This window comes from Peptoniphilus sp. BV3AC2 (assembly GCF_000478945.1).
Classification (GTDB): Bacteria; Bacillota; Clostridia; order Tissierellales; family Peptoniphilaceae; genus Peptoniphilus_B; species Peptoniphilus_B duerdenii.
The window spans coordinates 32,938-55,277 of record NZ_AWXD01000020.1 but is presented as its reverse complement, the minus strand read 5'-3'; the positions used below and the strand labels follow the sequence as shown (position 1 = coordinate 55,277).

Annotated in this window: 23 protein-coding genes, 2 pseudogenes and 1 other annotated feature; of the genes and pseudogenes, 16 read left to right on the top strand and 9 right to left on the bottom strand. The window is 34.5% G+C overall.

Annotated features, from left to right (window positions below; all coding sequences use genetic code 11):
• Positions 1–121 precede the first annotated feature (121 nt).
• Positions 122–782, bottom strand: a pseudogene (locus HMPREF1252_RS04890) (ParB/RepB/Spo0J family partition protein); the annotation flags it as partial.
• A gap of 154 nt (positions 783–936) precedes the next feature.
• On the opposite strand from HMPREF1252_RS04890, the gene HMPREF1252_RS04885 reads away from it, so the two are divergent.
• Complete coding sequence (locus tag HMPREF1252_RS04885; protein ID WP_036746904.1) at positions 937–1,179, top strand: hypothetical protein; 243 nt, start codon at positions 937–939, stop codon at positions 1,177–1,179.
• Between the two features lie 253 nt (positions 1,180–1,432).
• Here the strand turns inward: HMPREF1252_RS04885 and HMPREF1252_RS04880 are convergent, their stop codons facing one another.
• Genes HMPREF1252_RS04880 through HMPREF1252_RS04865 form a run of 4 tightly spaced genes read right to left on the bottom strand, consistent with a single transcriptional unit; the run spans position 1,433 to position 4,996 of the window.
• The gene (locus HMPREF1252_RS04880) at positions 1,433–1,879 is read right to left on the bottom strand and encodes a hypothetical protein (protein WP_023059608.1); all 447 of its coding nucleotides are present in this window, start codon (positions 1,877–1,879) and stop codon (positions 1,433–1,435) included.
• 30 nt (positions 1,880–1,909) lie between these two features.
• A complete protein-coding gene (locus HMPREF1252_RS04875) occupies positions 1,910–2,272 on the bottom strand; it encodes a DUF6483 family protein (protein WP_023059610.1) in 363 nt (120 codons plus the stop codon).
• Positions 2,269–3,204 carry a TAXI family TRAP transporter solute-binding subunit gene (locus HMPREF1252_RS04870; protein ID WP_023059620.1) on the bottom strand — a complete coding sequence of 312 codons (936 nt, stop codon included), beginning with the start codon at positions 3,202–3,204 and terminating at the stop codon, positions 2,269–2,271. The genes HMPREF1252_RS04875 and HMPREF1252_RS04870 overlap by 4 nt, the downstream gene beginning before the upstream one ends.
• Positions 3,188–4,996 carry a TRAP transporter fused permease subunit gene (locus HMPREF1252_RS04865; protein ID WP_023059602.1) on the bottom strand — a complete coding sequence of 603 codons (1,809 nt, stop codon included), beginning with the start codon at positions 4,994–4,996 and terminating at the stop codon, positions 3,188–3,190. The genes HMPREF1252_RS04870 and HMPREF1252_RS04865 overlap by 17 nt, the downstream gene beginning before the upstream one ends.
• Positions 4,997–5,082: 86 nt before the next feature.
• On the opposite strand from HMPREF1252_RS04865, the gene hpf reads away from it, so the two are divergent.
• The 5 genes from hpf (at position 5,083) to HMPREF1252_RS04840 (ending at position 10,329) form a co-directional block, all read left to right on the top strand.
• Positions 5,083–5,607 (top strand): ribosome hibernation-promoting factor, HPF/YfiA family, encoded by a 525-nt coding sequence (gene hpf / locus HMPREF1252_RS04860; RefSeq protein ID WP_023059598.1) that lies wholly within the window; start codon positions 5,083–5,085, stop codon positions 5,605–5,607.
• 592 nt (positions 5,608–6,199) lie between these two features.
• Complete coding sequence (locus HMPREF1252_RS04855; RefSeq protein WP_036746902.1) at positions 6,200–7,087, top strand: aromatic acid exporter family protein; 888 nt, start codon at positions 6,200–6,202, stop codon at positions 7,085–7,087.
• Entirely contained in the window at positions 7,068–8,654 is a 1,587-nt protein-coding gene (locus HMPREF1252_RS04850) for a hypothetical protein (protein WP_023059583.1), read from the top strand. Before HMPREF1252_RS04855 ends, HMPREF1252_RS04850 begins: the two co-directional genes overlap by 20 nt.
• A 6-nt stretch (positions 8,655–8,660) precedes the next feature.
• Positions 8,661–9,455 carry an MBL fold metallo-hydrolase gene (locus HMPREF1252_RS04845; RefSeq protein ID WP_023059619.1) on the top strand — a complete coding sequence of 265 codons (795 nt, stop codon included), beginning with the start codon at positions 8,661–8,663 and terminating at the stop codon, positions 9,453–9,455.
• Positions 9,448–10,329, top strand: a complete 882-nt coding sequence (locus HMPREF1252_RS04840; protein WP_023059596.1) for an alpha/beta fold hydrolase — start codon at positions 9,448–9,450, stop codon at positions 10,327–10,329. Before HMPREF1252_RS04845 ends, HMPREF1252_RS04840 begins: the two co-directional genes overlap by 8 nt.
• 1,125 nt (positions 10,330–11,454) lie before the next feature.
• Here the strand turns inward: HMPREF1252_RS04840 and HMPREF1252_RS10085 are convergent.
• Positions 11,455–11,586: pseudogene (locus tag HMPREF1252_RS10085) on the bottom strand (transcriptional regulator); the annotation flags it as partial.
• A 113-nt stretch (positions 11,587–11,699) separates the two neighbouring features.
• Here HMPREF1252_RS10085 and HMPREF1252_RS09900 point away from each other — a divergent pair.
• The 5 genes from HMPREF1252_RS09900 (at position 11,700) to HMPREF1252_RS04820 (ending at position 15,597) form a co-directional block, all read left to right on the top strand.
• Positions 11,700–11,825, top strand: a complete 126-nt coding sequence (locus tag HMPREF1252_RS09900) for a hypothetical protein (RefSeq protein WP_023059599.1) — start codon at positions 11,700–11,702, stop codon at positions 11,823–11,825.
• Between the two features lie 186 nt (positions 11,826–12,011).
• Entirely contained in the window at positions 12,012–12,389 is a 378-nt protein-coding gene (locus HMPREF1252_RS04835) for a GntR family transcriptional regulator (RefSeq protein ID WP_081695922.1), read from the top strand.
• On the top strand, positions 12,386–13,264 hold the full coding sequence (locus HMPREF1252_RS04830; protein ID WP_036746900.1) for an ABC transporter ATP-binding protein: 879 nt from the start codon (positions 12,386–12,388) through the stop codon (positions 13,262–13,264). Before HMPREF1252_RS04835 ends, HMPREF1252_RS04830 begins: the two co-directional genes overlap by 4 nt.
• 3 nt (positions 13,265–13,267) lie before the next feature.
• Complete coding sequence (locus HMPREF1252_RS04825; protein ID WP_023059585.1) at positions 13,268–13,912, top strand: ABC-2 transporter permease; 645 nt, start codon at positions 13,268–13,270, stop codon at positions 13,910–13,912.
• A gap of 249 nt (positions 13,913–14,161) precedes the next feature.
• Positions 14,162–14,384: a binding site (T-box leader), on the top strand.
• Between the two features lie 100 nt (positions 14,385–14,484).
• Positions 14,485–15,597 (top strand): 5-methyltetrahydropteroyltriglutamate--homocysteine S-methyltransferase, encoded by a 1,113-nt coding sequence (locus HMPREF1252_RS04820; RefSeq protein ID WP_023059618.1) that lies wholly within the window; start codon positions 14,485–14,487, stop codon positions 15,595–15,597.
• Between the two features lie 329 nt (positions 15,598–15,926).
• Here the strand turns inward: HMPREF1252_RS04820 and HMPREF1252_RS04815 are convergent, their stop codons facing one another.
• Positions 15,927–16,826, bottom strand: a complete 900-nt coding sequence (locus HMPREF1252_RS04815; RefSeq protein WP_023059574.1) for a DMT family transporter — start codon at positions 16,824–16,826, stop codon at positions 15,927–15,929.
• Positions 16,827–16,884: 58 nt separating this feature from the next.
• Here HMPREF1252_RS04815 and HMPREF1252_RS04810 point away from each other — a divergent pair, with 58 nt between their 5' ends.
• From HMPREF1252_RS04810 to HMPREF1252_RS04790, 5 genes are all read left to right on the top strand, one after another.
• Positions 16,885–17,415 carry a DUF3783 domain-containing protein gene (locus tag HMPREF1252_RS04810; RefSeq protein WP_023059582.1) on the top strand — a complete coding sequence of 177 codons (531 nt, stop codon included), beginning with the start codon at positions 16,885–16,887 and terminating at the stop codon, positions 17,413–17,415.
• 138 nt (positions 17,416–17,553) lie between these two features.
• A complete protein-coding gene (locus HMPREF1252_RS04805; RefSeq protein WP_023059593.1) occupies positions 17,554–18,306 on the top strand; it encodes an acyl-CoA dehydratase activase in 753 nt (250 codons plus the stop codon).
• Positions 18,303–19,082: a hypothetical protein gene (locus HMPREF1252_RS04800; RefSeq protein ID WP_023059567.1), complete on the top strand. Its 780-nt coding sequence runs from the start codon at positions 18,303–18,305 to the stop codon at positions 19,080–19,082. The genes HMPREF1252_RS04805 and HMPREF1252_RS04800 overlap by 4 nt, the downstream gene beginning before the upstream one ends.
• A 4-nt stretch (positions 19,083–19,086) precedes the next feature.
• Positions 19,087–20,361 carry a double-cubane-cluster-containing anaerobic reductase gene (locus HMPREF1252_RS04795; RefSeq protein WP_023059572.1) on the top strand — a complete coding sequence of 425 codons (1,275 nt, stop codon included), beginning with the start codon at positions 19,087–19,089 and terminating at the stop codon, positions 20,359–20,361.
• A gap of 15 nt (positions 20,362–20,376) precedes the next feature.
• Positions 20,377–20,631, top strand: a complete 255-nt coding sequence (locus HMPREF1252_RS04790; RefSeq protein WP_023059615.1) for a DUF3343 domain-containing protein — start codon at positions 20,377–20,379, stop codon at positions 20,629–20,631.
• 933 nt (positions 20,632–21,564) lie between these two features.
• Here the strand turns inward: HMPREF1252_RS04790 and HMPREF1252_RS04785 are convergent.
• Both HMPREF1252_RS04785 and HMPREF1252_RS04775 read right to left on the bottom strand, forming a co-directional pair.
• Positions 21,565–21,759 carry a hypothetical protein gene (locus tag HMPREF1252_RS04785; RefSeq protein ID WP_008901133.1) on the bottom strand — a complete coding sequence of 65 codons (195 nt, stop codon included), beginning with the start codon at positions 21,757–21,759 and terminating at the stop codon, positions 21,565–21,567.
• Positions 21,760–21,937: 178 nt separating this feature from the next.
• On the bottom strand, positions 21,938–22,120 hold the full coding sequence (locus HMPREF1252_RS04775) for a class IIb bacteriocin, lactobin A/cerein 7B family (RefSeq protein WP_023059605.1): 183 nt from the start codon (positions 22,118–22,120) through the stop codon (positions 21,938–21,940).
• Positions 22,121–22,340 lie beyond the last annotated feature (220 nt).

Below are 22,340 nucleotides of genomic sequence, written 5' to 3'. Positions count from 1 at the left end.
TTAAATTCCTCCTACATTTCCATAAAGGTAGTGCAGCGTGTGCCCAATTCATTATATGTATCACAATGAATCTCAAAATAGTAAATACCGGCAAGTAATGCTCAAGGATAGCCGCGGCTCCCTTGCGCTGCCATTGTTCAAGCAGCTTGATGATGGTTTCTTCCATGCGCTTGGGGGTATAGCTTTTGGGGAAATATTTCCGCAAGGTATCGGAAGAAAAGGTCACTTTGTCCAGATCGCTTTTCTTTTCCTCCTACATAATCGCCAGCATGGATTCGCTGTGGAGTTTCCCGTCCTGGCTAAACTTTTTCATGAGCTGGGTCTGAGAGAGAAGGGGTGACCTGCTCATAATCCATTGTCTCTAAAAGCATCTGCTGTTCCTCTGTTTGAGAAAAGACAGCTCATAGGCCGGATTAAAGGTGATTTTCTTCTCGTCCACCATGTTCAATAGTTCGGGAATTAACTCTGTCAGGCGAATGTATTTTGAATCTGAGTTTTACTTTGTCCGACCTGCTCCGCCAAAATATCCTTGGATTTCTTTCCATCGGACTTGTGCCCAAGTTTTGCACAAGTTAAATCCATACGTTCACCCTGATGTTTCATAGCCTCCAACTTCATCTTGTAGGCAAAAGCCCTTTCACTGGGAAGAAGTTATTCTCGCTGCAAGTTGCTGTCAACCAGGATGATGGTGGCGACGTCATCGTCAAATCCCGGACAATGACCGGCATTGTCTCGTTCGCAAAACCGTAGGTTTTTCGGTGCCTCCATCTCCCTCGTAAAAGAAAATTGGAAGGAGAAAGTATATGGTTAGGTTGTGTATAGGATATTTATTTAGATTTTTTAATTTTTGAAATTTGAAATTATTTCATTTGTAAAGACTTGACCCTCGGAGGTTATACCCGTTCGACTCACTTCGTTCGCTCAGGGTGACTGTAGTTGGAATGGTTGTCTCTGAAGAGATCCTTCGAAGCCCTAGCCGAAATCTTTGATTTCACAGCAGGTCTTGTGCAAAGAGTTCCAAAGAAGCCAAGCGTAGTGAAGGCTGATTTGCAGAACTCGACTGCCTCTCATGATGACCGGTTGGGAAGGTTGATGCTCGATAGGTTTAAATCATCGGCTTTATTTAAAGACCTCACGCCTCTCGGCTGTGGAAGCAAAATGCTTCCGCTATGGAGATAACATTTAAGTATTGTTTGTTTTACGGCTAAAGCCTGATGGAAAAGAATTTAGTACCACGATTGATGGAAGCAGAAGATTTCCGCTACATTTGATTTAAATCTTAACATCACAAACAATATTAATATGTATTTTTTGTTTTTTAGAATATCTTTATAAAATTTCATAAAATTCATAAAGTTTACATGCTATCCGGATAGCATCTAGAGCAATAAAAAAATAGATGCTGTCTCGCACCTATTTTCTAAAACTTTTACTATTTTACTTCTTTTCCATCTACTTTTATACTTTTTAAAACTCTTTCTTCTGCGAGTTTATATTCTACTTCTATCTCTCTTTCTTTTCCTGTCTGTTCGTTCTTGTCTTTTGAAATTGAAATTATTGTGTCATTTTCTTTTTGTATGCTCCATGATTCAACAGTTGCCGGATTTATTATTTCGATATTCTTATCTTCTAAGAATGCATTCACCGCGCTGGCTTCATCCACCACTTCTTCTTCTGTAAGATTGGTGTCGAATTTTATTTCTGCAAATCCTCCTGCTGATGATGAGGCTGGCTCGTGGGTATTGGTTTCTTTGTTATTTTTATTTTCCGTTTGGTTTTCTATCTTCGTTTGATTGTTATTTTCTTTTTTGTTGTCATTTTTCTTTCCGCATCCTGTTAGAATGATTAGACATGCTAAAAATATACTTAAGTACTTCATAAAAATCCTCCTTTTTTTATTTATACCCAACTACTTGCTGATAAAATTAATTCCGTATGCATCTAGAATTTCTAGGACCGCAGATTTTATCTCTCCTCTTTCGAAGTCCATGGATTTTAGTTCGTAATCGTCAAGTTCATTGATTTTTTTATAAAAGTTTAAGGCAAGCTTTAGATAGTTCATGGAGTTTGGATCGAGATTATCGAAGATACATTCGTCTGCCGCGTTTAAATCTCCGCTTGATACCAGCTCCATTAGCTCGTCGTAGATTTTATCTTCCTTGGTTTTGTTGTCTATATTTTCATATTCATAATCGAGATCGTCGGTGTAGATACTGGCTGTCATCTTGATTATGTCGTTTATCTCCCTCATAAATGTATCGTTTTTAATCATTTCAAAACCTCCTTGTAGTACTTCATAGCTCCAGGATGGATCGGGATCACTCCTGCGCCTTTTTCCGCTTCTTCTATTTTCACAGTCTTTAGGACTTTGTTTTCTTTTTTCAGTTCTTCGATATTTTCCCAGAACACTTTTGTAAAATTATACACCAATTCTTCGTCGCAGTCATCCCTGGTGTAGATGAGCATCCTTGTGGCGGTGGTATTTATGTCCTCATCGGTGTTGTAGACATCTTTTTTGATCGTATATTTTTCGTACCAAGGGTATTTCGCTATGACTTTTTCCATTTCATCTTCTGGAATGCTTAGTACTTTGGAATTTGTGGTTAGAAGCATCTCTGTTATCTGTGCGCTCGGTGCTCCTGCCATGATCCACACTCCGTCCATGGCACCCATCTTCATCTCTTCCATACTTTCCCTCGGTCCTAGGTGGACTTTGTTTTCTTTTTCTGAGCCGACAGCATCCATGTGGTAGTAGTATTCCATCTCCGTGCTTGAGCCGACTGCTCCTGAGGAGAATTTTTTGTTTTCTAAATCTCTTAGGGAATTGATATTTTTATCTTTTAAAACTACAACTTGGTTAGGATTTAAATATAGGGATGCGATGACCCTTAGATGTTTGTTTTCTCTGCCTTTGAAGATGCCTTCTCCTTCGTAACTCATGGAGACGATGGAGGACACGCCGAAGGAAATATTTGCATCCTTGTCGTAGATTATATTTAAATTGTCGATTCCTCCGCCGGATGCTTCGAGGCTCGCCTTGAAATCTCCGGTTCGATTTAAAACCTTGGCAATGGATGCCCCTAGCGGGTAGAGTGATCCACCTGTGCCTGCGGTTGGCATGGTGACCCTGTACTTGTAGTCGTTGCAAGAGGTTAAAAGGAAAAGTGAAATTGAAAGTAAAATTATTTTATATAGTTTTTTCATGTTGACCTCCGAAACGAATCGAAACTACAAGGACAATTAAAAGTACAAGACCTGCAACTGATGAGAAAAACTCTGGATAGAGGAGTAGCACTCCGCTTACCATAAATATTATCCTCTTAAACATATTTAAATCTCTTTTTAAGTAGCCGATATTTCCAATGGACATGGCAAATGTGCCGAGGATTCCCAGTCCTAGATAGAGTAAAACTTTAAGTATAGGTCCATCTCCTAGGAAAAATGGGTTCACCAAAAAGAAAAATGGAATCATAAATCCATGGAGACCGAGCCTCATCGCCGTAAAAGATGTCTTCACAAGGTCCGATCTTGCGATGGAGCTTGCCATGTATGAAGAGATCGCCACCGGCGGAGTTATATTTGATAAACATGCATAGATTAGACAGAAAAGTCCCGATGCCATGTAGCTAACTCCGTAGGAATTTAGAAGTGGACTTGCGATGGTGTAGATGATTACAAATGAAGCCACCCCCGGCACTCCCATTCCAAGAATGATGGATAAGATTGCGATTATAAATGCGGATAGAATCATGGATCTAATTCCGTAGGAAGTTAAAAATCCGATTACAGATATTCCAAGACCGCTTAGAGATTCGGTGCCTATAATAAGTCCAATCATCACTACAGATATTCCAACGTTTATAGATTCCATTGAGCCTTCGTAGATCGCATCTAAAACGTCTTTGAAACTCATACTCGTGTGAGCTCTTAGAAGTGAAACGAAGTAGATGTTCGCTGTGGAAATTAAAATTGCCTTTATGATATTTGCCTTGAAGTAAATCAAAATAATCAAAAGTAGAATTGGAATGAGAAGATGGAAATTATTTTTAAACTCCTCTTTTATGTCGATGTTAACTTCTGAGGATTTAATATTCGACTTTTGCGCTTCGAAATGCACCGCGAAGAGAATCCCTGAGTAGAATAAAATCGCAGGAATTATAGCAGCCTTTAGGATTTCAAAATAATTTATATTTAAAAATTCTGCCATGACAAAAGCTGCCGCACCCATAATCGGTGGACAGAACTGCCCTCCAGTGGAGCTTACAGCTTCAACAGCAGCAGCAAAGTCGCTACTGTATCCAGATTTTTTCATCATTGGGATGGTAAAAGTCCCAGTTGTCGCCACATTTGCCACAGCAGAACCATTGATCATTCCCATAAATGCGGAGCTAACTACGCTGACCTTGGCAGAGCCACCGCTACTTTTTCCAAATAGAGAAAGGGAAATATTTGCAATAAAATCCGTAAGCCCTGCATACTTTAAGAATGATCCGAAGATCATAAATAAAAATATGTAGGACATGGACACAGAAGTTCCAGTACCGAAAAATCCTGAAGTTGAGTAGATCATGTGAGAGACGATTCGTTTGATTGAAAAACCGTTGTGACCTATTGGCGCCGGAATAAATCTGCCGAAGTATAGAAACAAAAGGAAGAAAAGTCCGAGGATCGTCACGGTCTTGTTGGCTTTATAGCCCATGTAGATAAAAATTAAAATTAAAACTGCTCCGACGATTACGTCAAGGCTTGTCAAGTATCCGCCGCGAAGAATCCTAGCGTTTTGACTTAAAATAATATATAAAAAAGTTGGAATTTCCAAAAAATAGAAAACTTTTGAAGATTTAGAGAAGAATGCCCCCAAAATAAATAGAAGCATCACGTGCAAGTATCTGGAAATTAAAATATCGAAAGAAAATATATTAAAAATTAAATTTGCTACAAAAAATATGAGTAGCAGCACCTTTTTAATGTGAATTTCACGAGTATTGTCTGTCATTTTACACCTCATAAACATTTTAACATATTATTGAGTGTAAAATTATAATTTATTGGGTAACTATATAAAAAGACAGGAGGTACATTATGAAACTTATATTAACAGGCAAAAATCTAACCTTGACAGATGATTTAAAGGCATTGGCTGAAAAGAAACTATCTAAACTAGACAAGTACTTTGCAGATGAAGTTGAGGCAAGGGCTGTATTTTCTCATATCAAGAACAAAAAGAGAATCGAAGTAACAGTGTTCTTAAAGGGAGCGACCTTAAGAGCAGAAGAAACTTCTGATGATATGGAAACTTCCATGGACAAAGTGGTAGATGTACTCTCAAGACAAGTTAGAAAGTACAAGACAAGACTTAAGAACAAGAGTCAAGAAAAAGAAACCATCAGATTCGACAACTTCGAAGAACCTAAGGAAGAACCAAAGGAAAAGATCGTTAAGAGAAAGAGATTTAAAATTCATCCAATGTTTGAAGAAGAAGCAGTAGTTCAAATGGAACTATTAAATCACGATTTCTTCGTATACATCAATGAAAAAGATGGAACTCCAGCAGTAATCTACAGAAGAGATGATGGGGATTACGGTATAATAGAAACGGAAAATTAATATTTTTAAATTAATTAAATGATTTATATGAATTAGAGGAAAGAGTTATCTCTTTCCTTTTTTTATTTGGAATATATTTGCTTTTGGAAGGAAAGTTCGGAATTTGTTATTAAAAAAGTCTAATAAATTGTATATGTAGCGGAAGCAATCTGCTTCCATAGCTGATAGGCTCTTTACAGGCAAACTCTTTTGATTTACTGAATTTCTAAAGGTCTGTCTCTATGGATTGTCATCCTGAGCGAGGAAATTTATTTCCGAGTCGAAGGATCTGACCTATATTAAACCTAAATTATGCAAATAAAAAATGTGTTACCCTAAATATAATCCACATTTTTTTTGATTCTCAATTAAAATCATTAGCGTACTTTCTCAAAGAAAATTTTAAATCCTATAAATTACACAAATTTTACATAAACTTTATTTTTATCCACAAGTCTAAAATAAAATGCAAAAATGTGTAGAAAAACATGTGGATAATGTGGAAAACTTTGTGGAGAATGGTATTGACGAAGAATTAAGCTGTGGATTATTTAAAAACTTTAAGATTTATATACCTGAATAATAATGTTATAATATTAATATGGATAATTATGTGAAATCAAATAAGAGAATTGGTCTTAGATCGATTAAAACTGCTGTTGCGGTGATGATTGGTCTATATCTTTCATATATTTTTAAATTATACACTCCACTTTATACGTCTATCGCCTGTGTCACTTCGATGCAGTCTTCTGTTTACGACAGTGTAAAGGATGTGACCAAGAGAGGTTTTACCGCGGTTTTCGGGGTTACTTTGGGATATCTTCTTTCAAAACTTACAGAAGATCCTTATTTGGAAATCCTCGTGTGCGGTTTTGGAGTTTTACTTATACTTTTTTTGTTAAAACAATTTAAATTAAATAGAATGGCGTCTCTTTCCTGTATAGTCTTTATGGCGTCCTATTTTTCAAAAATCGACAAGTTTCAATATGGACTTAACAGGGTCATAGGAACTATAATCGGCATGCTCGTAGGTCTTCTTGTAAACCTAATCGTTGCTAGACCTAGACTAGATTTGGATTTTTACAACGACGCTATCACCCAAAGAGATATTTTAAGAAATATTTTTATTAACATTATAAAGAGGGACGAAAGAAATATAGAATTCGTCTCTGGAAGCAGAAAATCTGTTGAAGAAAAGTTTGAAAAGCTTTTAAAGGAGTACGAAACTATAATGCATCCAAAGATGGACATAGTCCACGCCAAGGAACTAAAAGGAATTTTTAAAAATCTTGAAATCAGTTTAAATCTTTTGGATCTTTTGGAGCCTAAGGTTTTGGATTATGAAAATAGAGTTAAACTTCTTGAAGACTTCGGTATTGAAACTACAGAAGAGGAAGTCGAAGAGAGTGAACTTAGTATCGTATATAATTACCAAGTGGCAAATATTTTGCGATGCTTTGAAGAAATGGAGGATATACTTGAAAAAATCAAACCTTGATTTTGTAAAAAGTTTTAAAAAATTAATAGATAGAGATTTGGAAAAAGCCTTCGCTGGCAGAAGTCCTGGTGAGGTAGAAGTGTTTAAACACGCTTTTTACTATGATTTTTTCGGCAGATTTGCTTCTCCTTTTATAGATTATGATCCGGAGTTTTTAGACAAGACTGTGGAATATAGAAAGCTTGCAAAAGAGGATCTTAAAATGAATGAACATGAGTTTAGAGATACATTTTGTACATATGGATCCTACTCCGCTGTTTGCAGTATAAATTCCATAAAGAAGACAAAAGACTATTATATTATAGATGCCTATGAAATCATAATGGGAGAGGATATAAAAATATATTCACCGTTTGAAATTAAAGACGAGGATCTCGGAGAGGTGCTCTTTATAAGACTTTTAATATTGGATAAAGAGTATTACTGTATCGACTCCTACATGCCTCTTCCAGAATTTAATATGACGAAGTTTATTGTATATAATAGTGACATAATCGCTAAAGTAAGAAAATATAAGAATGAGAAAAAAAATTATTTAAACCCTATTTATTTACAAAATTCAAAAATGACAGAAATTTTTTCTAAACTTCTTTCAGTAAATACAGATCTTACGAATATCATCTTTATGAAACTTCACGGAGAGTGTGCTGACATTGCAGAAAGTATAATGGCTTCACTTGAAGAGGAAGAGATAGAAGAAGAGGACCTACCTACATTTTTAAAAGTAATTATCGAATATAGAGAAAGTTATAAAAATTATAAAAATCTCCCTGATTATATAAAAGGTGTCTGCTCTAGGGGAATGATGCTAAACACATATGCACTAGAGGATTTCGTAAGATTTGTAGCGACATTTTTAGAAAAAGAGGGAGAAAGTAAGATTGCAAAGAATATAAAGGACAATCTCTTTATCTACAAAAATATTCTATCTAACACCAAACTCGGACTCATAAGTGATTTTGATCTACAACTAAGGCTATTTGAACTTGGAATCTACCCTGGCGAATTGACGGATATGATGCTACAAATATGTTGGGAGATTAGATCTTCAGCATATCCTTTGAAAAAGGATAAGATGACTCTGACAAAAGGCGGCGAGGATTCTATAATCAATACATTTTTGGAATTGACCTATGGGGGTACTTTCCACAAAGAGGATTTAAAGAGCTTTAGAATGGCTTATAATTTTGCCTATGGAACTCTTTTAAAGAGAGGATTTATAACGGAATATCTAGATCTAGAAAGATTAGCAGATATGACTTCTGATTCTGAATTCTTTGAAACCATAACAAAAAGTGAAATGAACACCATGCTTATAGAAAACATATTGGACAAGGAAAGTCTAAGCGAGTTAATAGATCCTAGCAAAGCAAGAAACCTCTATAAAAATCTAAAACTTTTAAGAGAGGGAGAAAATGTGCTGACAGAAGAACAGAAATTCCTTCTACAATATGTCGGATTATATGAACTGGATAAAGTAGAAGGTTTCGATGAGTTCTATGACGAATACCTAAAGGAAAACAAAGAATCCAATATCATAGACATAAAGACGAAACGTAGGAAGTGAAAATAGATGAAATTAATTCCACTATCAAGTGGTAGTTCTGGAAATTCAATATTTATAGAAGAAAATAACACGAGAATATTAATCGACGCAGGACATAGCGGCAAGAAGATAGAAAGTTTATTAAAAGATATCGACGTGGACCCTTCTACCATCGACGCAATCTTTGTAACCCATGAGCATATAGACCATGTAAAAGGCGTGGGAGTGCTTCACAGAAGGTACAAGATGGACGTCTTTGCAAGCGAAGTTACATTTCGGGCAATGGAGAGCCAAGTTAAGAAAATAGATGCAGAAAAAATAAAAATATTTCAAAACTCTATAGGATTTAGGTACAAGGATCTATACATCGAACCTATGGAAATCTACCATGACTGTCAGGAAGGAAACAGCTTTATCATTCATTCCAAAGATGAAAAAGCAACCATACTAACAGACACAGGCTGGGTCAACACAGAGATGATGAAGAAGATGGACGGCTCCGACATTTATTATTTAGAAGCAAATCACAATGTAGAAATGCTAGTAAACGGCACCTATCCATGGCAGACGAAACAGAGAATCCTATCTAACAGAGGACATCTCTCCAACGAAAATGCAGGAGAAATATTAAATAAACTTCTAAGAAAAAAAGGTGAGAGAATCATCCTCGCCCATCTCTCCAGCGACAACAATAGCCCGAGTATTGCATTGAAAGAAGTAAACACAAAATTAAGGGAAGGCGGAAAGATAGAAGGCGTGGACTACACAATAAAAGTTGCAAAAAGAGATGCAGTAACAAGAGATGAGGTAGAAAATGAGTGAATATATAGAATCGTCCTACAAAGGAACACAATTATATACCAATATTTGGAAGAGTAAAAATGAAAAGGCAACACTTCAAATAGTGCACGGCATGTGCGAATATGTGGATAGGTACGAAGACTTCGCAAAGTACTTAAACGAATATGGCATAACAGTAATCGGTCACGATCATATCGGCCACGGACATTCGGTAAAGAGCAAAGAAGATCTTGGATACTTTGGAAAAGCGACGGTGGATAATCTAATAGAAGACATAAGAAGAGTATCAGAACTTAGAAACAAAGAAGTACCCTACTACATTCTCGGACATTCAATGGGCTCATTCCTTACGAGAAACTATATCTCAAAATACGATTTGGATAAGATAATCATCATGGGCACAGGACACATGACAGAATTCGAAGGCAAGACGCTTTACAATCTAGCAAGTCTATTTGAAAAATTCAAAGGAGACAGATACAGAGGAAAGATTCTAAACAGTCTAACCACAGGAAGTTACAAAAAAAAGCTAAAGAGCACAGACCCACTCAGTTGGTTAAGTCTAAACATCGAAAACATAAACACATACAAAGAAGATCCCCTATGTAACTACAACTTCACCACCAATGGATATAAAATGCTCGGCAAAATAATAATCGAGATGAATAAAGTAGAAAGATCTGGAAGAAACAAAGAAACAGACATCATGTTCTACTCCGGGGACAAAGATCCAGTAGGAGCCCTAGGAATAGGAGTAAAGAAAGTCTACAAAGAATATTTAGAAGACGGATATAGAGCAGAACTCCATCTAAAAGAAGAACTAAGACACGAAGTCTTAAACGAAAACGACCCAACGGTGTACGAAGAAATAAAAGATTTTTTGATAAGTGAATAGGAAAATATTATTTGAAACTCTTGGGAAACCAGGAGTTTTTTGTTTGGGAATCAAGCAATTTATGGCAAAATAAGGGGAATAACACAACAAATTCTCTAAAACAAAACACTAAATCAATGTAAGATTGAATGAAATTAATATTTATACTATAATTAAATAAATCTAATAAAGAGAAGGGTAAGCTGCTACCGCGGCAGGTGCAGCCATTGTTGAAGTTACTGCATTAAACCATGCAATAGATAATTGTCAGAGAGTTTGGAGGCTTTATTTTGCGTAAACCTAGATTAGAAAAGTTCAGAAATATGCTATTGATAATAGCTATATTTACGACGTTTTTGTCCTCATTGTACTTCTTTTTTAGAATAAGAAATTATATGATAGCAAGTTGTTTTTTTATGACGTTTTTTCTTTTGTTGATGTTAAGTATTTCATCACATAAGAAATAAAATAAACCGACAGTGTACGAAGAAATAAAAGACTTTTTAATAGTTGAATAAAAAAATTAAGATTTTAATATTAAAACTCTTGGGAAACCAGGAGTTTTTTTGTTTTGGTATTAAGCAATTTATCCCACGTAGCGGAAGCATCTTGCTTCCACAGCCGAAGGCTAAAACAGTCTTCCCAACTACAGTCACCCTGAGCGAAAGAGCCGAAGGATCTGGAGTCGAACGGGTATAATCTCTGAGGGCAAAGTCTTTGCAAATTATTAAAAAATCTAAATAAATATCTTTTACTTAACCTAAACCTATTCTCTCTTCTTCAAATCTTTTTTTACGAGGGAGAGGGAGGAAATTAACGTCTCGCCGATAAAACCTCTGGTTTTACGGACGAGACTCGCAGTTTCCTCCCATCCCCCTCGAGCTCCCTCTGCCCACCTCGCATTAGCAGGGAAGTGATTTTCACATTTCGGCTAAAATTTGGGAACTCGCTACGCTCAGACACCCAAATTTTTTAACGCCTCATGGAAAATCACAGAAGTTGCATAGTTTGGTAGTAGCAAAGTTTAAAGATTATATTTACGAAATTTTATTGTGCTTTATCTTTAGATAGATTTTTAATTTTACATAGATAAAATTAAAATCAGGCGAAGCCGTAGGAAAGCAAAACAGTCGATTTATTGCTTTCTTAGACATCCTTAATCTCTTTTGCCTTTGCGGTTACAATCCGTATTCTATTATCGCTCATGGTATCAAGCAATGTGTCGAGCTACAGGCGCTGTGTGTCTTTTGTGTCCGGCTTCTCTAAAAGGAATTGTAATATGGGCAGATAAAAAATAAAAGCAACAAAACAAGTTGTATTAAAACACTAAGCTGAAAAACGATTAGAAATAAAAAACTAGTCGATTTTTTATTGAAAGAAAGGAGTTTTATGTGAAAAAATTAGAACAACTAAGACAAGAGTCAAAAGAAATAAAAGATAAAATTGATGATACAGAAGAAAGATTAAGGCAAGAAATAAATCAAGTGTACAAGTTAGCAAGTAAATTTATTGTATAACAAATTCAATTTATCTAACTAAAAAATTAAATGGAAATAGTATCTAAGATGATAGAAATTAAAAACTCTATTGTCTTTTTTTATACTCAAAATTAGGAAATTAAAGGGGTTGAAAAAACTTTTTGTTGGTGGTATTATTAAATCGACAAGTACACATAAGTACACTTCTGGAACAGGAGGTGCAATATCAATATTATTATAAATACCGATTCTAGCGAACCGATTTATGAACAAATCGAAAATCAGATAAAAAAACAAATTATGAATGAAGATTTGAAAACTGGAGATTCTATACCATCTATGAGAGTATTAGCTAGAAATCTTAAGGTAGCTGTAATTACAGTTCAAAAGGCTTATGAAAATTTACAAAAAGATGGATTTATTGAAACTATTCACGGCAAAGGCAGTTTTATATCAGCAAGAAATATTGAATTACAAAAAATAGAAACATATAAAGAAGTGGAAGAATTAGCTAAGAAAATTGTCAAGAGCATACAATCAAGTTCTATTTCAATAGATGATTTGATAGATTTAATAAAAAAGATATATGAGGAGGGGCAATGATGGATTCATATGAAAATAATTTAGCATTAAGGGTATCTGGATTAAATAAAAAGAATAAAACAAATGATTTTTCTTTGAAAAATATAAATATTGAAGTACCTTATGGATCTATTGTAGGAAATATAGGAAGAAATGGAGCGGGGAAAAGTACTACTATTTCTTGTATACTTGGAATGTTTCAAATAGATGATGGAAAAATAGAGATATTTGGTACTGAAGATTGTAATCAAATAGATATTAAAAAACACATAGGTGTTGTTTTAGATGACCCAAACTTTTCATTATTATTAACGCCTAATGAGATAAATGAGGTAATGAAATTTAATTATAGTAATTGGGAAGAAGATAATTTTAAAAATTATTTGAATAGATTTAATTTGCCAATAGATAAGAAAACTAAACAATTTTCTTTTGGTATGAAAAAGAAGTTATCGTTGGCTATAGCATTGTCTCATGAAACAAAACTTCTCATATTAGATGAAATTACTTCTGGTTTAGATCCAGTAAGTAGAGATGAGATTTTATGTATATTATTAGAATTTATAGAAAACCCAGAACACTCGGTATATATATCATCACATATTACAACAGATTTGGAAAAAATAGCTGACTATATAGTATTTATGGATAATGGTAAAGTTGTGTTGAGTGAAGAAAAGGATGAATTGTTATATAACTATGGGATACTTCGTTGTACTGATACGGATTTAGAAAAAGTCGATAAAACAGACATCATTTCATACAGGAAGGAATTTGGAAGGGTAGATATTTTAGTAAAAGATATATCGAAGATAAAGAATAAGTATAAAGAATTTGTTGTGAATAAACCTAATTTTGATGAAATGTTATTAATATTAACAGGAAAGGAAGACTAATAAATGAAAGGGTTGTTGTTAGAAATATATTATAAAAACATTAAAAATATTTTTATAATGAATGCATTTTTAATTTTAGTATGGATTCTAATAAATTTATTTGCTGATATACAAATGGTTGTTTTTGCGTATTTTGCAGTAGTAATTTTCGCTAACAGTTTGTTGCTTCTTTTATCTCAAAGAAAAGATTATGATTTAAGATTATATAAATATGAATTCATGCTACCAATAAAAAGTAAAAATATAATACTATCAAAATATATAAGTCAAGTAGTTATTATTCTCTTTTCTATATTGATGTTGATTATTTTGAATTATATATCAATTTATCTTGGTAAGCATTATTTTGATTATGGATCTTCAGACTTAATATCTTTGTTAAATGTTCTATTAGGTCTTATATTACAATTAGTATCAATCTTCTACTTAGCCATGTACTTTATTGATTTAGAGAAAGGTGACTTGTGGATAGTTTTAGGATTGATTGGGTCTATAGTGCTAGTATCAATAGAAATATTTGCATTAAATAGGCTTGGATTTTCTAAGTCAGATGGGAATATTGTACTTTTTATAATATACTTGGTAATATTTTCAATGTCTTTTGCATTGAACTCAAAGAAAATGGAAAATTTGAAATTAGATGTTTAGGATGAATGATTAATATCTTAGGCGATAGAAATTAAAAACTCTATCGTCTTTTTTTATTACAAGAAAGGAGTTTTATGTGAAAAAATTAGATCAAATAAGACAAGAGTCAAAAGAAATAAAAGATAAAATTGATGATACAGAAGAAAGATTAAGGCAACAAAAAAATCATTTTAAAGGCGGACATTAAAATAAATTAAAAAATATGTTGACACTTTTTTTAGCCGATGTTAATATATATTCATGTTAAATTTAAACTAGATAATGAGAAGAGTAATCTATGAGTGATTTGTACAGAGAAGTCCGATTAGCTGAGAAGGACAAAATTTACGATTAGGTGAACATGGCCTCTGATAGGATGGATCGATATTAGATTCATACGGGATCTCCCGTTATAGAGATAGAGTATGTTGGTACTTGAGAGTGGCATTTTTATGCAAAATAGGTGGTAACGCGGAAATTTTTCGTCCTTATTGTTTTTTATAACAGTAAGGACTTTTTTTTATAGATTTTTATTACTTCTTGCTTGCAAAAAAGGAACTCTTAGTAGAAAAATCAAAAGGAGATTAGATAATATGACAAAGAAAGTAGCGCCTTATAAGTTTGATGTAGTTGGATCTTTTTTAAGACCAGAAAATTTAAAAAAGGCAAGAGAAGATTTCAAAAATGGAAAAATTACAAAGGATGATTTGAAAAAAGTTGAAGACCAAGAAATTACAAAATTAATTAAAAAAGAAAAAGAAGCAGGCTTAAAATTTATATCAGATGGAGAATTTAGAAGAAGCTGGTGGCACTATGATTTCTTCTGGGGTTTAAACGGTGTAGAAAAATATGAATTAGAAGATGCAAATATAATTCATTTCCATGGAGCAAGTCTTAGACCAGAAGGAGTTAAGATAGTTGGAAAAATCACAGGAACATCTCATCCATTTTTAGAACACTTTAAATTTGTAAAAGAATTTGAAGATGATGAAGTGTGTGCAAAACAAACCATACCAGCCCCTGCACAATTTTTAAGAAATGTGTACACTCAAATTGGAAAGGAAGATTCAGTTTATAAAGACGACCAAGAATTTATAGAAGATGTTGCAAAAGCCTACGGACAATTTTTCCAAGAGATATATGATCTTGGTTGCAGAAATGTTCAACTAGACGATTGCACTTGGGGAGCTTTGGTAGATGAAGATTCAATAAAAGAATATGAAGCAAATGGTAAAAATGTAGATGAATTAAAAAGACTTTACCTAGAAATAAATAACAAGGCAATAGAAAATGCTCCAAAAGATTTAAATATAACGAGCCACGTTTGCAGGGGAAATTACAAATCAGCTTGGCACTTTAGCGGTGGATATGACAAGATAGCAGACTTTTTACTAGCAAATGAAAAAGTTTCAGCCTTTTATCTTGAATATGATGATGAAAGAAGTGGAGATTTTGAAGCTCTAGCAAAAATCCCAGCAGGTAAAAAAGTTGTGCTTGGTCTTGTTACATCAAAAAGACCGGAGCTTGAAAAGAAGGAAGATTTAAAAAGAAGAATAGAAGAAGCGAGCAAATATATAGCTAAAGAAAATATTTGTATCTCACCTCAATGTGGTTTTTCTTCAACCGAAGAAGGAAATGCTTTGACAGAAGAAGACCAATGGAAAAAGGTCGCTCTTTGTAGAGAAGTTGCAGAAGAAGTTTTATAAGAAAAGGCTTGGTAGTAAATACTACCAGGCTTTTTTTACCTTAGATTAAATATTTTTTCATAAATATTTTACCTCACCAGGGTTATACCCGTTCAAAGCCCTAGCCGAAATCTACGATTTCGCAGCAGGTCTTGTGCAAAGAGTTCCAAAGAAGCCAAGCATAGCGAAGGCTGATTTGCAGAACTCGACTGCCCCTCAGGGTGACTGTATTCATTGGGTTTTCTTGACAGATTCTTAGGCTGCAAATCCTAAGTGTATCTAAAACCTTCAAAAAAATCTCCTTAATATAAGGAGATTAAATTCATTTATTTAAATTTTTACTTATCAAACTATTCCTTTACCCAAAGGTCTTTTATCGAAAGAATCGCAACGGCAAATAGGATACACATGATTCCTACAAAATCCATAAACACAAAGTGTTCTCCAAGGAGCATCATTGAAAATAATAGTGCAGAGATTGGTTCAACGCAGGCGATAAGTGATGTCTTAACCGGTCCGATGATGGATAGCCCTTCAAAGTAAAGGGTGTAGGAAATGATCGTTCCAAAAAATGTAAGTCCCATAAATGCAAGAATAATCAGTGAATCTGTTTTTTCTGGTATAGGTGGTCTAGAGATTAAAATCATCATAACCCCAGATATAAATGTGGCGAGAGCAGTTATATTTATTGTTCCGTATTTTTTTAATAACTTTGGCGGTACAAGGGTATATATCATCATAGCTACTGCTGAGAGTCCTCCGTATAGGAGTCCTTCGTTGGAGATGACTAGGGTGTGAATATTTCCTCTAGTCGCAAGGAAGAATGTTCCAAGGATTGCAAATATTATTGAAAATCCTTCGGACCTATATGGTAGACGTGTCTCAAGCACGCACACTAGCACCACGATCATCACTATCCCGGTATATTGGAGAACTGTGGCGGTGGGTGCGTTGGTATAGGAGATTGTGATTAAATATGTGACCTGCATCGCTGCCATGCCAAAGATTGAAAATAAAATTAGCACAAGGGTGTCCTTTAGATTTGTAAAGACCCTTAGGGCTTCTTTTCCATTTTTAATTAGAATGTATATAAGCATTATGCTTCCTGCTATTAGCATCCTATAAGTGCTTAGTTCAAGTGGGGGAATACTTCTATCATTCATCAAGTAGTAGGCACAGGTGCCAGATAGTACCCAAAAGGTTGCACCGAGAAGTGTATATAAATAACCTTTTAAATTTTTATTTTTCATAAGTTCTCCTTAACTCATATTAACTATTTTATTTTAGCAACAGGGAGGTAAAACTGCAATGGATAAAATAATTTTGTACGGATTTACAAAGGATTTAAACTTAAAATTACAAGCTATCGCTAAAGAATTTGACATTGAAACCATCTATACAGGTGATAAGGATTTAAAAGTTCCTATGGAAGATATCTTATATTATAAAAAAAGTGAACCAGATTATAAAAATTTCTCACATGCCATAAGTTTCATTTTTTTCTCAAATATGGATAGGAACAAATTATACGACTTTTTAAAAGTTGCAAACAAAATGGGAATTAATCTTCCGCATAAATCTGTAGCCACACCTAACAACTTAAGATGGACTCTGGAATATTTAATGGATCATATAAAGGATGAGCACAGGGTTGTGACCAAGTGGCAAAAGCTTGGAGAGTATGTAAAGAGGCTTGAAAGTGACGAAACCATAGAGATTGAAAAAGAAGTAAGAGACGAGATTATAGAAAAAGCCCATTCCTTCAAGACGGATATGAACTTAACAGAAGAGATGATAGATGAACTTATTTTAAAAATAGAAGAGTATTTAAAGGACTAGGATGTTAAAAAAACATCCTTTTTTATTTTTCTAAAAAATTTTACAAAAATATTTTTGCTTTCTTTAAATGAAAATTTGAATTTTTTATTATTTTGTTGTAGAATATAGCTAAGGTAAATTTAAATGTATGAGGTGAATATGTACTGTATAGGAATTGATATTGGATCCACCGCCAGCAAGGTCGTAGTTATGGATTCGAATAAAGAAAAAATAATTGAAAAAATACTCATGCCAAGTGGATGGAATTCAAAGGAAACCAGCCTTAAGATCAAAGACTATCTAGAAGAAAAATACGGAGACCTTTCAGATTCCAGAATAATGGCTACCGGTTATGGAAGAATTTCGGTACCTTATGCAGATAAAACCTTGACTGAAATAACATGTCACGGTACCGGTGCCAAATTTCTCTTAGGAAGGGACGCAACTATAATAGATATAGGCGGCCAAGATACTAAGATCATAGTGCTTGAAAATGGCATGGTTGTAGACTTTATTATGAATGATAAATGTTCGGCAGGTACAGGAAAATTCTTGGAAGTCATGGCTAATAGACTAGGACTTTCCATAGATGAGATGTTTACATCTGCCGAAAAAGGAACTGAAGTTAAGATAAGTTCAACCTGCACAGTATTTGCTGAGTCAGAAATTATTTCCCTAATGGGAAGAGGAACTCCAAAGGAAGATATTGCAGCAGGAGTAGTTAACTCCATCTGTGCAAAAGTCGTATCTTTGGCAAGCAGAAAATCGAGAGCAAACCACTACTTCCTAACTGGAGGATTTTGTAGCTCTCCTTACATGACTAAGGAACTTTCTGAACGTTTAGGAGCAGAAGTTTCCACCGATCCAGATGCAAGATTTGCAGGCGCAATAGGAGCGGCGCTATTGTCATGAGCCTACTTCCTGAAAAAGGAATATTTAATTTCACTGACTTAAAAAATTTAAGAAGGCTGTCTTTCGTCACAGCAATAGAAACTAAGATGAGTACAGATAATCTCGCATCTTATTTTGGCGACGTAGACATAGCACTTCTGTATGGATTTGGCATAAAGCCCCTTCCTCTTGAGGGGCTTGATAGCTATATTTTTGAATATGGATTTCACGAAGGATGTGATCAGGTAAGATCCACATTAGTGTATCTTAAAACCGACAAATGCCCGATACTCTACTCATCTAAGTTCTACGTTTTAGACGATTACTGCCATGTCTTAAAAGAAGAACTAAGAGGAGCAACAGAAAAGGACGTCGTAAATCATTACGATTTGCATTCCTACCTAAAAGATCGTTATGAATTTTCTGAAGAACTTTTCGAAAGAGCAAAGGAAAACCTAGAGGAGTTAGACTCACTTTATGAAAAAATAAGAGAAACCTCCATAGGCGGTTATGAACTATTTCTTTTAAAATTCTATTCAAGATATATTATAGATTTAAGCGAGAGGATACAACTTTACAAAAACGTACTTAACATGTATTCTCCAGAGTTTAAAGACGCAAACAAAACTCACAAACAAAAAAGGTATGAAATTTTCGCCATATGTCCCGGAGGGATAATAGATGGCATTAATGAAGATCTTTGTAGCAAATGCTATGAAGTCAAGCCAAGAGACGGAATGTATGCAGTAAGAGGTTGCTACAAAAGATCTAAACATTATTTAAAATATGGAGGTTAATTTTATGACAGACAATCATAAGATGTGGGCTGACCTAGGAATGGATGTAGCAACACATGATATTCTATGTGAAGTACTACCAGGAGCATTCTCAGATGTATTCTTATCACAAGAAAACAGACCAAAGGGAATGGATTATTTCAACATGGTAGTTGGAGATATACACGGAATCAGACCTGCTGAGCTAATAGAAGCACAAAAAAACGGACAAAAAGTAGTAGGATCATTCTGTATCCACGTACCAGACGAAGTAGTAATAGCAGCAGGAGCAATCCCAACAGGACTATGCTCAGGATCACAATTCTGGGTACCAGGTGGAGAAAAAGTACTACCAACAGCAACCTGCCCACTAATCAAAGCATCACTAGGTGCAAGATTTGATAGAACCTGTCCTTTCTTCAGAATAGCAGACCTATTCGTAGGAGAAACAACCTGTGATGGAAAGAAAAAAGCTTGGGAAATATTAGCCGAAGACGCACCTATGTACATAATGGATATTCCTCAACTAAAAAGAGAAAGAGACTTTAAACATTGGGAAGAAGAAATCAGAGGTTACATGGAAAGACTAGAAGAACTAACAGGCAACAAAATAACCGAAGAATCACTTCATAAAGCAATAGAAATAGTAAACAACAAGAGACGTGCACTACAAAGACTAAATAACTTTAGAAAACAAAAGAATGTACCAATAAGTGGAGTAGACGTACTACTAATCCACCAAATCGCATTCTTCGACGATCCAGAAAGATTCACAACCATGGTAAACAAACTATGTGATGAACTAGACGAAAGAGTTAAAAACGGCGTATCCGTATACGAAGAAGGATCAAAGAGAATTCTTCTAACAGGAACACCACTATCAATACCAAACTGGAAACTACATCATATAATCGAAACACTAGGCGCATCAATCGTAGGAGAAGAAATGTGTACAGGACTAAGATACTGTGAAAACCTAGTAGACGAAGAAGCTACAGACATGGATACAATGGTAGAAAATCTAGCAAGAAGATATCTAGGACACATCAACTGCGCATGCTTCACACCAAACATGGAAAGAATCGACGACATCAAGAGACTAGTAAAAGAATATAACGCAGACGGAGTAATCGACGTCAACCTTAAATTCTGTAACCTATACGATGTAGAAGGATTAAAAGTAGAAAAATCTCTAAGAGAAGACAACATTCCAGTAATAGGAATAGAAACCGACTACACAGACGAAGACGCAGAACAACTAAAGACAAGAATAGGTGCATTCATAGAAATACTTGGATAAAAAGGAGGACAAAGGATGAAAATATTACACTATGTCCTAGTCCCAAACTCAAAGGTAGCCTATGAACTCTATCAAAAGCTAGACGGAATAGAATCAACAATGGCTCCAACGCCAAGAGAAGTAGATCACTGCTGTGGAATAGCAATTCTTTATGAAAATGAAGAAGATAGAGAAAAGATACAAAAAATAGCAGATGAAAATAATATAAAGATAGACACATTCTTTGATACAGAAAGTAAAATTGACCCCAACCGTGGAAGATTTTGCTAACCTTATTATTAAACTCCTCCTTCGGGAGGAGATTTATTTTTTTGATATATTGTGGCGGAAGCAATCTGCTTCCATCAACCTCGATACTAAATTCTCTTTCCTCAGGCGTTAGCCGTAAAACAACCCTTCCTTTAAAGTAAACTTTGTAGCGGAAGCTACCAGCTTCCATATCCAAAGGCGTAAATTATTTAAAACTTGCAAATAATTAAAACCAATATAGCGATAGTCTAAACAACTTGTCATCCTGAGCGGAAAAGGCGGTAGCCTTTGAAGTCGAAGGATCTGACCCATATTTAACCCATCTAAAACAAAAATGTAAAATAATTTTAAATAAATATCTTATGGATAACCTAACCCTATTCTTTCTTCTTCAAATCTTTTTTTACGAGGGAGCGGGAGGCACCGAAAAACCTACGGTTTTGCGAACGAGACTCGCAGTTTCCTCCCTTGTTAAAGCCCTAGCCGAAATCTCCGATTTCGTTGCAGGTCTTATGCAAAGAGTTCCAAAGAAGCCGAATGAAATGAAGGCTGATTTGTAGAACTCGACTGCCGATCGAGCTCCCTCTACCCACCTCGCATTGGGAGGTTTTGGTAGTGATTTTTTTATTCGGCTAAAATTTTCCAAACTCGCTACGCTCAAACAGTGGAAAATTTCTTAACGCCGAAAGCAAAAATCACTTGTAGTGGCACAGTTTGTATCTGTCGAAGGATTGTGATTAAGGATTCTATGGTATAGTTCGAAGGAAGTTTCTAAATTTATTTTTACATAAGTCTAAGTAATGATATATTTTTGTAGCGGAAGCATCTTGCTTCCACAGCCGAAGGCGTAAATTTTTTAAAAATTGCAAATAAAAAAATAATAGGCATAACCTATTATTCAGAGTTTTCTATTTTATTCTATTGTCACATTTAATTTTACAACCTATCAAATAATTACTTAGTTTTTTTATATTTATTAATTAATAACAATACAATTGTTGCAAATAACGGAGGCACCAAAAAACTTAAATCTGTCATAATAATACTAAACCCTAAAAGTGAAATAATTTTAAAGAATATAATATTAATCACAAATAATGAAATAAATAGCAATACAATTTTAAAAACTCTAAGTATTTCTGTTTTCAATTATTCTCCTTTACAAATATGCTGAGCTTTAAAAATAATCAGCACACATTTTACAAATTGATATTTGCAGCAAACTTGCCAAATAAATACCCAAACTTATATAAAAGAAACATAAGTATAAGAATACCTACTATTTTATAATATGTAGGATAAGAATCCATTGATTTTCTTAAAAATTTCATAGAAAAGTCGCCTCCAATCTATAACGGTTTATTTTTTGATCCTTAGGATCTTTATATCCATTATATAATCCTAGACCAAAAAGTGCAATACAACCGACAACTGCACATCCTATCAAAAATGATCCACCATCAACTAGCATTAATTCTTGTTCATTTAGAACTAAAAAATTTTTGTCCATAATTTATCCCATTTTATTTTTTATTAATTTAAATAATGTGCTACAGCTTTTCCAACTGTGTATCCCGTAGCGGAAGAAGGCTTTTTCCATAGCATTGATACTAAATTATTTTCCCTCAGGCGTTAGCCGTGGGAAAAGCATTAATCATATTTATTCCGTAGAATCCTTACTTGTAATCCATATTCTTATATAGTCAGTGCCACTGCATGTGATTTTTGCT

Bases quoted from the DNA above. Each gene is read 5' to 3' on its own strand.
- HMPREF1252_RS04880 (WP_023059608.1), bottom strand. From the start codon at position 1,879: ATGAAGTACTTAAGTATATTTTTAGCATGTCTAATCATTCTAACAGGA.
- HMPREF1252_RS04875 (WP_023059610.1), bottom strand. From the start codon at position 2,272: ATGATTAAAAACGATACATTTATGAGGGAGATAAACGACATAATCAAG.
- HMPREF1252_RS04870 (WP_023059620.1), bottom strand. From the start codon at position 3,204: ATGAAAAAACTATATAAAATAATTTTACTTTCAATTTCACTTTTCCTT.
- HMPREF1252_RS04865 (WP_023059602.1), bottom strand. From the start codon at position 4,996: ATGACAGACAATACTCGTGAAATTCACATTAAAAAGGTGCTGCTACTC.
- hpf (WP_023059598.1), top strand. From the start codon at position 5,083: ATGAAACTTATATTAACAGGCAAAAATCTAACCTTGACAGATGATTTA.
- HMPREF1252_RS04845 (WP_023059619.1), top strand. From the start codon at position 8,661: ATGAAATTAATTCCACTATCAAGTGGTAGTTCTGGAAATTCAATATTT.
- HMPREF1252_RS04840 (WP_023059596.1), top strand. From the start codon at position 9,448: ATGAGTGAATATATAGAATCGTCCTACAAAGGAACACAATTATATACC.
- HMPREF1252_RS04830 (WP_036746900.1), top strand. From the start codon at position 12,386: ATGATGGATTCATATGAAAATAATTTAGCATTAAGGGTATCTGGATTA.
- HMPREF1252_RS04825 (WP_023059585.1), top strand. From the start codon at position 13,268: ATGAAAGGGTTGTTGTTAGAAATATATTATAAAAACATTAAAAATATT.
- HMPREF1252_RS04820 (WP_023059618.1), top strand. From the start codon at position 14,485: ATGACAAAGAAAGTAGCGCCTTATAAGTTTGATGTAGTTGGATCTTTT.
- HMPREF1252_RS04815 (WP_023059574.1), bottom strand. From the start codon at position 16,826: ATGAAAAATAAAAATTTAAAAGGTTATTTATATACACTTCTCGGTGCA.
- HMPREF1252_RS04810 (WP_023059582.1), top strand. From the start codon at position 16,885: ATGGATAAAATAATTTTGTACGGATTTACAAAGGATTTAAACTTAAAA.
- HMPREF1252_RS04805 (WP_023059593.1), top strand. From the start codon at position 17,554: ATGTACTGTATAGGAATTGATATTGGATCCACCGCCAGCAAGGTCGTA.
- HMPREF1252_RS04800 (WP_023059567.1), top strand. From the start codon at position 18,303: ATGAGCCTACTTCCTGAAAAAGGAATATTTAATTTCACTGACTTAAAA.
- HMPREF1252_RS04795 (WP_023059572.1), top strand. From the start codon at position 19,087: ATGACAGACAATCATAAGATGTGGGCTGACCTAGGAATGGATGTAGCA.
- HMPREF1252_RS04790 (WP_023059615.1), top strand. From the start codon at position 20,377: ATGAAAATATTACACTATGTCCTAGTCCCAAACTCAAAGGTAGCCTAT.
- HMPREF1252_RS04775 (WP_023059605.1), bottom strand. From the start codon at position 22,120: ATGGACAAAAATTTTTTAGTTCTAAATGAACAAGAATTAATGCTAGTT.